The organism is Halomicrobium urmianum (assembly GCF_020217425.1).
GTDB classification, from domain to species: Archaea; Halobacteriota; Halobacteria; order Halobacteriales; family Haloarculaceae; genus Halomicrobium; species Halomicrobium urmianum.
The window spans coordinates 1,003,843-1,016,960 of record NZ_CP084090.1 but is presented as its reverse complement, the minus strand read 5'-3'; the positions used below and the strand labels follow the sequence as shown (position 1 = coordinate 1,016,960).

The following is a 13,118-nucleotide window of genomic DNA, read 5'->3' as shown; positions in this document are numbered from 1 at the left end:
GGTCCGCCTCCGCTGTCATTTCGGCTACCATTTTAGATACTGATTCTGATAGCAATCCGGGAGACCGGACCGGCGGGCGGACGATCGGACGGCCCCCGACCACGCCCCGCGTGGCCAGTGTGCTCGCCGTCGCGGCCGCCGCACTGGCGGTCGTCACCGTCGTCACGGCCGCCGCCGGCGCGACCTCGATCCAGCGCGCGCCCGTCGGGGCCGAGACCGTCGCGAACGGGTCGGCGGGAGCGCCCGCGCCGGCGACGCTGACCGACGCGGCGGCGAACGATCCGGACCGGGACGGCGACGGCCTCACGGACCGCGAGGAGCGGCTCCACGGGACCGATCCGACCGATCCCGACACGGACGGCGACGGCATCCCCGACGGCGTCGAGGTCGAGTGCGACGGGACCTTCCCCGGCGCCGACCCGCTCCACCAGGACATCTACGTCGAGGTCGACGGGACGGCCGGGACGAACGTCAGCGAGGACACCGTCGACGCGATCCGGGCGACCTACGCCGACGCGCCCGTCGAGAACCCCGACGGGGACCGGGGAATCGACCTCCACCTCCGCTTCGACGACGCCGACCTGCCGGACGCCGAGACCGTCTACTCGGCCAACCGCAGCGACGCGGCGGACGTCTACGACTACCGCGACCGCTTCTTCGACCACCGCGGTGACGGCTACTACTACCTGCTCCTGACCGAGGAGGTCGCCTACGACGGCGAGGCCCGCTACGTCGGCGCCGGGCGACCCGGCGTCGCCGCGATGGAGACGTTCCACCGCGGGATGACCGACGCCTCGCTGTTCATGCACGAGTTCGGCCACGCGCTCGGACTGGACGCCGGCCAGAAGGGAATCGACGAGGAGCGCTACACGGCCGCGGAGTACGACAGCGTCATGAACTACAACGGCCTCTACGAGCAGCTATCGTACTCCACGGGCGACGACGCGGTCGGCCGCGACGAGTGGGCCTTCGTCGCCGAGGACCGCGTTCGAACGCCGCTTTCCTGTCCCGAGGGCGAGCCCTGCGCGGCCCGGTGTTCGTGAACCGCTCCGCGGGCGCGGTAGGACACCGGGCGGTCACATCGAGCTGTATCGCTCCTCGTTCCAGGGGTTCGCCGCGTTCGAGTACCCGCGCTTCTCCCAATACCCGCGCTCGGGTTCAGTGAGGAACGCGACGCTGTCGACCCACTTCGCCCCCTTGTATGCGTACTTGTGGGGCGTCACCACGCGCAGCGGGCCGCCGTGATCCGATGGCAGCGGCTCGCCGTCCAGCTCGTAGGCGAACAGGACCTCCGGCCGGTCGCACTCGTCGAGCGGCAGGTTCGTCGTGTAGTCGTCTAACGCGCCGAACATGACGTGCTCGGCGTCGTCTCGCACGCCTGCGCGTTCGGCGATCTCGGGGAACGTGACGCCCGCGAACTCGTTGTCGAACCGGCTCCAACCCGTCACGCAGTGGAAGTCCTGGCGCTGGGTCTCGCTGGGCAGCTCTCTGAACTCCTCCCACGAGAGGGACAGTTCCTCCTCGACCGCGCCGGTGACGGTGAACTCCCACTCGTCCACGTCCGGCCGGGGGACGCCGCTCTTCGAGAGGACGGGGAAGCGCTCGGTCTTCCGCTGGCCCGGCGGCAGGCGCTCCTCGCCGAACTCCTCGTAGAGCGAGGTGACGTCTCGCATGCCACGCCGTAGGGCGCGCGGCCACAATAGTTGTCGGTCAGCGATAGAGGGGCGAGGGACGGTCCTCGGCGGGTGGTCGGCCGACGGACGCGACCGTCGACTCCTTGTCGGTGCCGGTCGAAGCAGCGGACGTGACTTCGCCGAATCGACGGGGACCAGAAATCGCCCGGGGCCTGGCGGCGAGGCTCGACGAGCGCGGCGGCCTCACCGTGGAGCGGATCGACGGGGATCCGGACCCCACCGCCGATGGGACCCTCGCACTCACCGTGGTGCGACCGGGAGAGGACGGAGACGCACTCGTCGCCGAGGGCTATGTCCAGCCTGACCGGGTCCGTCTGGAGTTCACAGCCGTTCCCGACGTCGTCGCCGAGGCCGCGACGGACGCCGGCCTCCGCGTCCGGCCGAAGGCGGTGCGGCCGCCCCGGACGCTCGCGTTCGTCGAGGACGCGGACGAGGTGTCGTCGGCCGCCGACGTCGTCGCGGCGGTCGCCGGGTGCTGATGGACCCCGGTCGGTAGCCGGAGGAGGGTTTATCGGATCGACGGCCGAAGGTCCGTGCGAGTGATTCCCATGCCGCTCATCCACTTCGAGTCGGCCGACTCGACGGAGCGCACCCAGATCGGAGAGGGCATCGTCCGCTTCGCCGCGCAGGCGGGCCGGTTAGAGACCGGCCGCGAGGAGGGTAAGTACTTCCTGCAGCACGCCGACGGCTGCGGCGTCGACGGCCACCGCATCGCGCCCGGAGAGGGGTTCTGCTTCGACACCGACGCCGGCGAGATCCTCTGCGAGGACCACGGTCGGGAGCGGAGCGACGACTAGCAGGTTCGGACGTCCGCCCTCGGCTCTCGCGCTCGATTGCCCCACCTCGGCCACGGTACCGACCGGTCTGGTCGTGCCCGCGACCTTTTATGCGGCCGCCGGCTGATAGCCCAGTGATGATCGGTACGGTGCCGCTAGTGGGTGTCAGCCTGGCTACGGGAGCCGCGCTGGCGTTCGCGATCCAGTACCTGTTCGTCCGGGTCGGCACGACCGACGGCAGCGTCTCGGACGTGATGCTCGTTTCGCTGGTCTGTAACGTCGCGATCGTCGTCCCGGCGGCCGTCTATCTCGGGTTCGGCCGGATCACGTCCGTGTCGCTCCTGTCGTTCGTCGCCGCCGGGGTCGTCGGCTCGCTGCTGGCGCGGGTCCTGGAGTTCAAGAGCGTCGAGGAACTCGGAGCGAGCCGGACGTCGCCGGTCCTGGCGGCGAACGTCCTGTTCGCGACGGTGTTCGCGGTGGTGTTCCTCGACGAGTCCATCTCGTCGCTCCACCTCGCCGGAATCGTTCTGGTCGTCGCCGGCGTCGCGGCGCTCTCCTGGGAGATGGCCGCCGCCGACGCCGCGACTCGATCGTTTCGCGAGGCGGGACTCGCACTGGTCGTCCCGCTGTCGGCGGCGCTCTTCATCGCACTGGAACCGATCGTCGTGGCCGTGGGCTACGCCGAGGGGACCTCCGTCGCGTCCGGGATCGCGATCAAGGTCGTCGCGGGCCTCGTCGGGTTCGCCGGGTACCGGTGGGCCACCCGGGCTGACCCGATGGCGGACGTCTTCGGACGCCCGGGGCTCCGGTACTACCTGGGAGCGGGACTGGCCAATACGGCCGGTATCGGGCTCTACTTCGCCGCGCTCGAAGCGGCGCCGGTATCGATCGTGATGCCGATCCTCCAGACCGGACCGCTGCTCGTCCTCGGGCTCTCAGCCGCGTTCCTGCCGCGGCGTCTCGAACGGGTCACGCCGCGGCTCGTCGCCGCCGCGGTGGTCGTGGTCCTCGGTACCGTGCTCGTGACGCTCTCCTGAGCGCGCGTTGCCCGCTCGTCTCACCCCTCGACGTACGACTCGGCGTCCTGCAGGCGCTCGTCGAGCGTCCGCAGGAACCGGGCGCCGTCGGCGCCGTCGACGACGCGGTGGTCGAGCGTCAGGTCGAGGTTCAGTCGCCGGCGTCCCTCGACCTCGCCGTCGCGGGGGACGGCCCGCTCGCGGATCCGGTTGACGCCGAGGATAGCGATCTGCGGCGGGTTGATCACGGGGGAGAATGAGTCCACGCCCAGCGGGCCGAGGTTCGACAGCGTGAACGTGCCGCCCTTCAGGTCGCTCATGGCGTAGTCGCCCGACCGGACGGCCTCGGTGAGGCGCCGACGCTCGTCGGCCACCTCGGCGAGCGACAGCGAGGCGGCGTCGGCGAGCACGGGCGTCACGAGGCCGGCCTCGACGGCGACGGCGACGCTGACGTTGTGCTCCTCGTAGATCAGGTGGGTTCCGTCCTCGAACGTCGCGTTGAACGCGGGGTGCTCGTCGAGCGCGTCGGAGAGCGCACAGAGGAGGACGTCCGTGACGGTGACGACCCCGCCTGCGGCGTCGGCAGCCGCGGCGAGCGCCTCGGCGTCGACCTCGCGACTGAGCGTGAACTGGACGGCGTTGCGCGAACTCTCCTGGAGGCGGTCCGCGATGGTCCGCCGCATCGGGCTCAGCGTCCGCTCCTCGGCGACGGTGCGGGGCGCGGGCCCGTCGGAGCTGGTGTCGTCGTCCTGGTTGTCGTCGCTCATGGTCTCACTCCGGGTCGATCCAGGCGACCGTGTCGCCGATCGTGAACTCGTCGTCCTCGCCGAGGACGATCTCGTCCAGCGTCCCGGCGACGGGCGCCTCGACGTCGACGCTGACCTTCTCGACCTGGACCTCGCAGAGGCTCTCGCCCTCGTCGACGGCGCCGCCCTCGCCGGCGAACCAGTTGACGACGACGCCCTCCTCGCTGTCGACGTCGTCGGTCCACGCGCCGTCGGCGGTCACCGCGACGCGGTCGTCGTCTCCGCTCATCTATTCGGTGGCTTCGACGGCCGCTTTGATGTCCTCGCCGTCCGGGATGACCTCGTTCTCCATGGGCCGGGAGTACGGGATGGGCACGTCGGGGACGGCGACCCGCTCGACGGCCTCGAGGTCGTCGAGCGCCTCGTCGGCCACGCGGGAGACGACCTCGCCGGTGACGCCGAACGAGCGGTAGTCCTCGTCGACGACCACGAGGCGGCCGGTCTTCCGGACCGACTCGACGACCGTCTCCGTGTCGAGGGGCACGAGCGTCCGGAGGTCGATGACCTCCGCGTCGACGCCGTCGTCGTCCAGGTCCTCGGCGGCGTCCAGCGCCCGGTGGACGTGGAGGCCGAGCGTGACGATGGTCACGTCCGACCCTTCGCGCTTGACGTCGGCGCTGCCGAAGGGGATGGTGTAGTCCTCCTCGGGGACGGGCGTCTTCGGGCCGTCCGGGGCGGGCAGCCAGCCGATGCCCATCAGGCGCTTGTGGAACAGGTAGACGACGGGGTCGTCGTCGCGGATCGCGTTGTGCATCAGGCCCTTGGCTTCGTAGGCCGTCGAGGGGACGACGACCTTCATGCCGGGCAGGTGGGCGAAGGTGCCGTACAGGGTCTGGGAGTGCTGGGCGGCGTCGTTGTAGGTGCCGCCCACGGCGGCGGTCAACACCATCGGAACCGACACGTTGCCGCCGCTCATGTACGTGTTCTTCGCCATCTGGTTGTAGATCTGGTCCATGCCGACGCCGAAGAAGTCGACGAACATCAGCTCGGCAATCGGACGCATCCCCTCCTGAGCGGCGCCGACGGCGGCCCCGACGTAGGCCGTCTCGCTGATCGGGACGTCCATGATCCGGTCGTGGCCGAACTCGTCGAGCAGGCCCTCCGTGGAGTCGAAGATGCCGCCGTAGTCGGCGACGTCCTCGCCCATGTAGAAGACCTCCTCGTCCTCGCGCATCTCGTGGGCGATGGCCTCGACCATCGCCCTGCTCATTGTCAGTTCCCGGTCGACCGCCTGGTCGCGTTCCTGTTGTGCCATCAGTCGTCACCTCCCGCGAGCGTGTGGTCGGGTTCGCTGTCGGTCACGCCCGAGGGCGGGTTGACGAACACGTCGTCGTATGCGTCCTCGGGCTCCGGTTCGGGCTGCTCCTTGGCCCACTCGATGGCCTCGTCGACGCGCTCCTGGGCCTCGGACTCGATCTCACCGAGCGTCTCCCGGTCTATGTCGCGGTCCCGCAGGTCCTCGGAGAGGCTCTCGATCGAGTCCCGCTGGGCCGCCGCCTCCTGATCCTCCTCCGGGCGGTAGCCCTCCGGGTCGCCCATGAAGTGGCCCATCCGGCGATGGGTCTGTACCTCCAGGAGCGTCGGCCCGTTCCTGTGGCGGGCGCGGCCGATCGCCTCGTCCGCCGCGTCGTAGACGGCCAGGGCGTCGTCGTGGTCGACGCGCCTGCCGGGCAGGTCGAACCCGTCGGCCCGCTGGGAGGCGTCCTCGACGTCGGTCACGCGGTCCTTGGGCATGCTGATCGCCCAGTCGTTGTCCTCAACGACGAACGCGACCGGGAGGTCGCGGACGGCGGCGAGGTTCAGCGACTCGAGGAAGGCGCCCTGGTCGACGGCGCCCTCGCCGAGGAAGGCGACCGCGACGCTGTCCTCGTTTCGCTTCTTCGCGGCCAGGCCCGCGCCGACGGCCGGCGGGACGCCCTCCGCGATGATCCCGCTGCAGGCGAAGTGGACGTCCGGATCGAACAGGTGCATGTGACCGCCCTTGCCCCCGCTGAGGCCCGTCTCGCGACCGAATATCTCCGCCGTCATGCGCTTCAGGTCGACGCCCTTCGCGATGGCGATGTGGTGCGGGCGGTGGGGCGCCGTCACGACGTCGTCGTCGCGCAGGTGCTGACAGACCCCCGCGGCGGCCGCCTCCTGCCCGGCAGCGAGGTGGAGCTCGCCGGGAATCGGGCCCGCCGAGATGTCGAAGGCGGGCTGTTTCCCCTCCAGGTACTCCTCCTGCAACCGCTCCTCGTAGTACCTGGCCGTTACCATGTCGTCGTACATCTCCTGTAGCTGATTCGTGCTAGCACCCATCACCTTTGAGTGCCCGAATCGTCGCCTATTAATCCTGAGTGCCAGGTCCGGCCGGTTACGTTCCAGTCGTGAACGTCAGCGGGCGTTCCGGGTACAGCGATCACCACCGGTAGAACTATAATGTAATATAGTTAACTATATTGCATGAGCGCGACGGAATCCGTTCTGGATCACCACCTCGCGATGTTCGGAGAGGGGGACCTCGACGGGATCATGGAGGACTACGCGGCGGACGCCGTCCTGATGACGGAGACGGACACCTTCGAGGGCCGCGACGAGATCAGGGCGATGTACGAGCAGCTGCTCCCGGAGTTCGACGACGACGTCGTGACGTTCTCGCTGGACGAGCAGAAGACGGTCGACGACGTGGCGTACATCGTCTGGCACGCGGAGACGCCCGAGAACGAGTACGAGTACGCCACCGACACCTTCGTGATCCGCGACGGGGAGATCGTCGCCCAGACGCTGGCCGCGAAGATCACGCCCAAGTAACGGGTTCGTTCCGGCGACGGGAGTGGTGCCGCGAGAGCACTGTTCTGGACGCGTCGCTCGCTGTACGAGAGTATTTACGCTGTTGACATCCTCCTCCGCGTTCACGCGGAGGAATCCCGAGCGGTGGGAGTTTCAGGTGTGCAGTCCAATCATCGGACTACCAGCCCTTTCGGGCGCGGGTCGTCCCACAGCGTCGGACTGGCGGACTGCTGGCCATGCCAACTGGCCGTTACCCCTCTCCTCGACCGTGTACGGCGTTCCAGTGTTGTTTTTGCCACGGGGATGCCAGCAAGCGTCAGCAGAGTTGGGGGTATCGTCTTGCTCGCTTTGAGCAGTCGGCACGTTGGCACACCCGTCGAGGATGTGGCGTTCACCGACTGTTCTTTCGGATACTACCTCGTTACGTGGGCGGACAGGCCGCCTCCGAAGGACGGTTCAGAATCCGCTCCGTTCCGACCGATTCCTACAGCACTGGAAGGCGGTCTGTCACTTAAACATCACTGTGGGGAACTCGGGGAGGCGTTCGAACGGTGGTCTCTTTCGAGGAGTGACGGCGCGTATCCACGCCGTCAACGGCGTGGTATTGCGCCTGCTCCGCATATAACCGTTCGCACTCAGCGATATTCCTCTCGTTAGCATCGGTCCGATCTGGATAGCAACTAAAAAGTACATATTAAATCATGGGGTTAGTCGGTTCCTACGTGCCCAGCGACGACGGGACGGGACGCGCCGGGCGAGATCGGGCCGGCACACGACTGTGTACAGAGCGGTTCCAACGACATCGACACCGAAACACATCCTATGGAACACAACCGACGCGACGTACTCAAGGCGGGCGGCGCATTCGCGATTGGGACCGGCGCTATCGGACAGGCGGCGGCTCAGGAAGACGGCAGCGACTCCCAGCAGGGAACTGAAACGGAGGGCGGCGGCGACCAGTCGGCGGACTTGCTGGCCAACTGCTGGATGCACTCGGGCGGCACCACGCCGTTCAAGGGCGCGCACGGTCACCGCGAGTGGAGTCCCTGGAGCCTCGAGCGGCGGGCCGAGGGCCTCGGCGAGGTCGGGTTCAACGCCATCGGCCTCTACCACGAAGACATCCGGTACCGGGTCGAACACGAGTTCACGGACGGCAACCTGCGGGCGCGCCTCCAGCAGATGAACAACGTTCTCCAGCAGAACGGGATCGACTTCGTCGAGGTCGAGTTCCTCACGGAGTGGCCCCTGGGGGAGGACGACTACCGGTATCAGAACAACGAGGAGAACCGACAGCTCCTGCTAGAAGCCGCCGACGTCCTCGGCGCGAACCACGTCAAGGTCGGGAACATCAACGGCTACCCGGTATCGATGGAGCAGCTCCAGCAGCGCTTCGCCGACATCAGCCGGCAGTTCTCGGAGGTCGACACGCAGGTCGGGATGGAGTTCTTCCCCGTCGACCCCAACGTACGGGACATCTCGCAGGCGATGGAGGCCACCCGGATCGCCCGCGAGGAGGGCACCGGCGGCCTCTATCTGGACCTCTGGCACCTCGTGAAGCTCGGGGTCGACTTCGACAACATCCGGGCCCTGTCAGCCGACGACATCACCGCCGTCGAGTTCCAGGACGGGTACATCGAGACGGAGATGTCCTTCCTCGAGGAGACGATCAACCTCCGGAAGGTCCCCGGCGAGGGCGAGTTCCCCATCTCGGACTGGGTCAACGCCGTCCGCGAGGCCGGGTTCGAGGGGCCGTGGGGACTCGAGATCCTGTCCGAGGAGTTCCGCCGGCTCTCGATGGACGTCGCATACCCCCTCGCGTACAACGCTGGAGCTGAATACGTCTCTAGTGGGAATTGAACGCACCGACACACTCGAGGGGAACTCGGATGCCGTTCGGCGTGTGAATAGTTTCAGTTCTACTACAGGACGGCCACCCGATCGGCAGCGGTCCCCCGCTCTTTTGCCCGCTGCTACGACGCCGAGTATATTAACTTATACTGTCACTTCTGCCGCTTCGTACACTTTTTTTCCGGTTGACTGTCCTCTATCGGATATGCAGACACTGGCGTCTCCCCGGAGGTGATCGACCGGATGCACCGCCCGCGGACGGTCGTGCTGGCCGTCATCGCCAGCACGTTCTTCGTCGGATTCGGCGGCGGGGTGATCTTCCCCATCCTCCCGAACCTCGGGGCCATCCTGGGGATCACCCCGTTCGTGGTCGGCCTGATCCTCAGCGCCAACCGCTTCACCCGCATCGTGGCGAACGCGCCGGCCGGCGCGCTGGTCGACCGCTTCGGGACGCGGACGCCGTTCGTCGCCGGCCTGTTCGTCGAGGGGTTCGCGACGCTGGGGTACGTCGTCGCCGTCCGCGCGCCCGCCCCGGAGGCGTGGTTCCTCGCCGCCCGGGTCCTCTGGGGCCTCGGCAGCGCGTTCGTCTTCGCGACGGCCTACACCATCGCCGCCGACGTCAGCGACGGCGGCTCCCGCGGCACGAACATGGGCGTCGTCCGCGGCGGCATCACGCTGGGCTTCCCGGCCGGGCTCGTGCTCGGCGGCGTCGTCAGCGACGTCTACGGCGTGACCGCGGCGTTCGTCGTCGCCGCCGGCTTCGCGATGCTGGCGGGCGTCGTCGCGTACGCCACCATCCCGGAGACCCACGTCAGCGAGGTCCAGTCGTCGATCAAGCCCTGGCACGTCGACCGGAGCCTCCCCGCGGTGACCGTCGGGCTGGTCAACTTCGGCCTCTTCTTCGCCTACCTGGGTGCCCTGTTCTCGACGCTCGTGCTCTTCCTGGAGGCCCGATCGCTCACCGCGTTCGGCTACGGACCGCAGGGCACCTCCGGCCTGCTGATGGCGGTCACCGTCCTCTCGGCGTCGGTGTTCATGCTCGGCGGCGGGAAGATCAGCGACCTCCGGGGCGGCCGCGTGCCGATCCTGCTGACGTTCCTAGTGGTCTCCTTCGGCGGCTTCGTCGGGCTCGCCCTGGCCGACTCGCTCCCGGTCCTGATCGGTGCCTGCGTCCTCATCGGCGCCGGACAGGGCGGCACCAGCGGCCCGCTCATGGCCCTGCTGGCCGACCTGACGCCCGAGGACCGGATGGGTCGGGCGACGGCGACCAACAACGTCCTCGGCGACGTCGGCGGCGGCCTCGGGCCGATGGTCTCGCTCCCGCTGATCGAGACAGTCGGGTTCGAGCCGGTGTACGCCGCCTGCGCGCTGATCCCGCTGCTGGCCGGCGTCCTCCTGCTGGGCGGCGTCTACGCCAAGACCGGCACCGTCAACCCGCAGACGGACCAGATCAGCCACGACGCGCGCGGGTGAGCGGCCGTCCGGACCGGGAGGACGCCGTCCGCTGTCTGACAGGGGACAACGCCGCCGCTTCCGCTACCGTCATTGTGATTCGGCCACAGTGATCACGCGTGTCTCTCCTGCACACCGACGCCGTCGATCGCCTGCTCTCGACGACCAGTCCCGAGACGGACGAGGTCCTCGACGAGATGGAAGCACAGGCGGACCGCGAGGGGTTCCCGACGATCGGTCACGAGGTCGGAGCCGCCCTCCGGCTGTGCGCCCGCCTCACCGACGCGGATTCGGTGTTCGAGCTCGGATCGGGCTTCGGCTACTCCGCGTACTGGATGGCGCCCGCGGTCGGCCCGGACGGTGAGATCGTCCTCACGGAGGTCGACGAGGACGAACTCGACCAGGCGCGGGCGTACTTCGAGCGCGGCGGCTACGCCGACCGCGCCGTCTTCGAGCACGGCGACGCGCTGGACGTCGTGGCCGAGTACGACGGTCCCTTCGACCTGGTGCTCGTGGACCACCAGAACGAGCGCTACGTCGAGGGGTTCGAGGCGGTCCGCGAGAAGGTCGCGCCGGGCGGCGTCGTCGTCGCGGACAACGTCCTCCACTCCTCGGGGGACCCGGGCTTCGAGCCCGAGGACCTCGAGCGGGCGCTGGAGGACGGGCCGCCGGAGGACGACGAGTCCTCGCTGGCGTCGATCATCGACTACTACCGCCGCGTCCACGACGACCCCGACTTCGAGACGACGACCGTCCCCGTCGGCGAGGGCCTGTTCGTCTCCGTCCGGGTCTGAGCCGGGACTCGCCTCTCAGAAGGCCAGATCCCGGCCTCGCCTCAGAGGTCGTACTGCTCGCGAACGAGGTGGGCCATCCCTAGCTCCTCCAGTTTGTCCATCGGCACGAGCATGTTGAGCTGGACGACCCCCGGCAGGCGGCCGACCTCGACGCCGCCGGTGAAGGTGCTGCGCGTCCGGACCTCGCCCTCGCTCATGTCCAGCAACTCGCCGGCGCGGTCGAAGGCGTTCTGCGTCGCGTCGTTGATCGTCGCGCCGGAGCCGATCACCTGGATCGGACCCACGTCGGTCTCGACGTCGACGCCGTACTCCTCGCCGAGCGCCTCCGCTTTCTCGACGTCCTCGTCGTCGAACGGCGCGCTGATGTCGGGCAGGTCCGCCTCGTTGGGCAGGAGCAGCGGCCCGTCCAGGTCGAGGTCCTTCACGACCTCCACGTCGAACTCGGTGTGGCCGCTGACGTCGGTCGTGTGCAGCGCGAGTTCGCCGTCGCCCTGGTTGGCGTGCATGTCGCCGACGTAGATGCCGCCGCCCTCGACCTTCACAGGTGGTACGAGGCGGATGCCACGGGACTTGCCCCCGTGAAGGAAGCCGACACTCCATCGACAAACCAGGCTCGATAGCAAGGCCGACTCCCCACACACCTAAATCTTTATTAGGCACTGGCGATAAATGTGAATATCAGATGGACGACGCGCCGCGGCGCACCGTACCCATCAAACTCGACGTACCCGAGGAGCGTCGTAGCGACCTCCATCAAACCAAACAACAATTTCTGCACTGCGCCAACCACACGAGCGAGTGGGCGTGGCGCTACGACGACCTCTGCATCACCAGCAAGAGCAAGGCCGAAGACGCCCTCTACAGCGGGTTGCGGGAGGAAACCGACCTCACCGCCAACCTCGTCCAGAAAGGCATCCACCGCGCCATCGACGCCGTCGATGCAGGCGTCGAGAAGTTGAAGCAGGGCAAGAAGACGAGTCAACCTGAGTTTGACTCGTGGAGCGTCGTGTACGACAAACGCTCCGCAACGTTCAACGACGATCACGCCACGCTCTCCACGCCGAACGGCAGAGTCACCGCCGAATACGTCTTCCCGCCTAAATGTGAGCGAGAGGAGACGCCGTTCGGTAGATACTACGAGAGCGATGACTGGGACGCGTCGAGCGCCACGCTCCAATACGACGAGCAGGATGACACGTTCTACCTGCACGTCACCTTGAAGAACCCCGATTACGAAGGTGACGCAAGTGGACGACAAGAAGCCGAGTCACGTGATGACGCCCGCGAGAACGGAGTGGTTCTCGGCGTGGACTTGAACGTGACTGGCGCGTTCGCCGTCACCTCCACTGGCGCATTCATCGGCAGTGCGGACTATCTCACTCACAAGCGTAACCAGTACGAGCAACGCCGTGCCCGTCTGCAACAGACAGGTACACGGTCGGCTCACCTCACGATTCAGTCCATCGGTAGTACGTTCAGTGATTGGTCGCTGGACTGGTTGCACAACCACGCCAACGACCTTATCGCCGAAGCGCACGATGCAGATGTGGACGGCATCATTTTTGAGAACCTTGACCACATCCGTGAGAACATCGCTAATGGGTCGAAGTTCCAACAGTGGGCCTACGCCAAGTTCGTGGAACTCGTCGAGTACAAGGTCGAATCAACGGAGTTGTTCGTGGACTCCGTGAATCCTGCATACACGAGCCAGCGGTGTTCACACTGTGGGTTTACCCACGAGGATAACCGGGACGACAAGCAGTTCGCGTGCCAGTCGTGTGGGTATGAGGTGAACGCGGATTACAACGCGGCAAAGAACGTCGCCAACCGATACTGTGGGTATATCCATCGCGGGCAGAAGTCTCGCGGTGGATGGGCCACTAGTCAACTGGCCCTCAAGTCAGGGGCGTTGAACGTAAACGGCGAGTACACGCCTGCCGAGTTACTCGGTTAGAACGGGAGT

The 13,118-nt window shown here is 67.4% G+C and carries 14 protein-coding genes and 1 pseudogene; 9 read left to right on the top strand and 6 right to left on the bottom strand.

Features of this window, described 5'->3' with window-relative positions; all coding sequences use genetic code 11:
- Positions 1 to 110 precede the first annotated feature (110 nt).
- Positions 111 to 1,043: a zinc metalloprotease gene (locus LCY71_RS05070; protein WP_225335279.1), complete on the top strand. Its 933-nt coding sequence runs from the start codon at positions 111 to 113 to the stop codon at positions 1,041 to 1,043.
- Positions 1,044 to 1,076: 33 nt separating this feature from the next.
- Here the strand turns inward: LCY71_RS05070 and LCY71_RS05065 are convergent, their stop codons facing one another.
- Entirely contained in the window at positions 1,077 to 1,673 is a 597-nt protein-coding gene (locus LCY71_RS05065) for a molybdopterin-dependent oxidoreductase (RefSeq protein WP_225335278.1), read from the bottom strand.
- Between the two features lie 131 nt (positions 1,674 to 1,804).
- Here LCY71_RS05065 and LCY71_RS05060 point away from each other — a divergent pair, with 131 nt between their 5' ends.
- The 3 genes from LCY71_RS05060 to LCY71_RS05050 all read left to right on the top strand — a co-directional run bounded on the left by LCY71_RS05060 (position 1,805) and on the right by LCY71_RS05050 (position 3,507).
- Positions 1,805 to 2,173, top strand: coding sequence for a DUF7993 family protein (locus tag LCY71_RS05060; protein WP_225335277.1), 369 nt, complete (start codon positions 1,805 to 1,807; stop codon positions 2,171 to 2,173).
- Positions 2,174 to 2,242: 69 nt separating this feature from the next.
- On the top strand, positions 2,243 to 2,491 hold the full coding sequence (locus LCY71_RS05055; protein WP_225335880.1) for a DUF8075 family protein: 249 nt from the start codon (positions 2,243 to 2,245) through the stop codon (positions 2,489 to 2,491).
- Between the two features lie 116 nt (positions 2,492 to 2,607).
- Positions 2,608 to 3,507, top strand: a complete 900-nt coding sequence (locus tag LCY71_RS05050; protein WP_225335276.1) for a DMT family transporter — start codon at positions 2,608 to 2,610, stop codon at positions 3,505 to 3,507.
- 20 nt (positions 3,508 to 3,527) lie between these two features.
- Here the strand turns inward: LCY71_RS05050 and LCY71_RS05045 are convergent, their stop codons facing one another.
- From LCY71_RS05045 to LCY71_RS05030, 4 genes are read right to left on the bottom strand one after another with little or no spacing between them, the layout of a single operon-like run.
- Positions 3,528 to 4,253, bottom strand: a complete 726-nt coding sequence (locus LCY71_RS05045) for a 2-oxo acid dehydrogenase subunit E2 (protein ID WP_225335275.1) — start codon at positions 4,251 to 4,253, stop codon at positions 3,528 to 3,530.
- 4 nt (positions 4,254 to 4,257) lie between these two features.
- Positions 4,258 to 4,521 carry a lipoyl domain-containing protein gene (locus tag LCY71_RS05040; protein WP_225335274.1) on the bottom strand — a complete coding sequence of 88 codons (264 nt, stop codon included), beginning with the start codon at positions 4,519 to 4,521 and terminating at the stop codon, positions 4,258 to 4,260.
- Entirely contained in the window at positions 4,522 to 5,547 is a 1,026-nt protein-coding gene (locus LCY71_RS05035) for an alpha-ketoacid dehydrogenase subunit beta (protein WP_225335273.1), read from the bottom strand. It abuts the gene before it with no gap.
- Complete coding sequence (locus LCY71_RS05030) at positions 5,547 to 6,560, bottom strand: thiamine pyrophosphate-dependent dehydrogenase E1 component subunit alpha (protein ID WP_373325152.1); 1,014 nt, start codon at positions 6,558 to 6,560, stop codon at positions 5,547 to 5,549. Before LCY71_RS05030 ends, LCY71_RS05035 begins: the two co-directional genes overlap by 1 nt.
- A 174-nt stretch (positions 6,561 to 6,734) precedes the next feature.
- Here LCY71_RS05030 and LCY71_RS05025 point away from each other — a divergent pair, with 174 nt between their 5' ends.
- From LCY71_RS05025 to LCY71_RS05010, 4 genes are all read left to right on the top strand, one after another.
- The gene (locus LCY71_RS05025) at positions 6,735 to 7,082 is read left to right on the top strand and encodes a nuclear transport factor 2 family protein (RefSeq protein ID WP_225335271.1); all 348 of its coding nucleotides are present in this window, start codon (positions 6,735 to 6,737) and stop codon (positions 7,080 to 7,082) included.
- A gap of 801 nt (positions 7,083 to 7,883) precedes the next feature.
- Positions 7,884 to 8,918, top strand: coding sequence for a sugar phosphate isomerase/epimerase family protein (locus tag LCY71_RS05020; RefSeq protein ID WP_225335270.1), 1,035 nt, complete (start codon positions 7,884 to 7,886; stop codon positions 8,916 to 8,918).
- 234 nt (positions 8,919 to 9,152) lie between these two features.
- Positions 9,153 to 10,382 (top strand): MFS transporter, encoded by a 1,230-nt coding sequence (locus tag LCY71_RS05015; protein WP_225335269.1) that lies wholly within the window; start codon positions 9,153 to 9,155, stop codon positions 10,380 to 10,382.
- A gap of 107 nt (positions 10,383 to 10,489) precedes the next feature.
- Positions 10,490 to 11,155 carry an O-methyltransferase gene (locus LCY71_RS05010; protein ID WP_373325151.1) on the top strand — a complete coding sequence of 222 codons (666 nt, stop codon included), beginning with the start codon at positions 10,490 to 10,492 and terminating at the stop codon, positions 11,153 to 11,155.
- A gap of 41 nt (positions 11,156 to 11,196) precedes the next feature.
- Here the strand turns inward: LCY71_RS05010 and LCY71_RS05005 are convergent.
- Positions 11,197 to 11,718, bottom strand: a pseudogene (locus LCY71_RS05005) (acetamidase/formamidase family protein); the annotation flags it as partial.
- 119 nt (positions 11,719 to 11,837) lie between these two features.
- On the opposite strand from LCY71_RS05005, the gene LCY71_RS05000 reads away from it, so the two are divergent.
- Entirely contained in the window at positions 11,838 to 13,109 is a 1,272-nt protein-coding gene (locus tag LCY71_RS05000; protein WP_225335267.1) for an RNA-guided endonuclease InsQ/TnpB family protein, read from the top strand.
- The last annotated feature ends 9 nt before the right edge of the window (positions 13,110 to 13,118 follow it).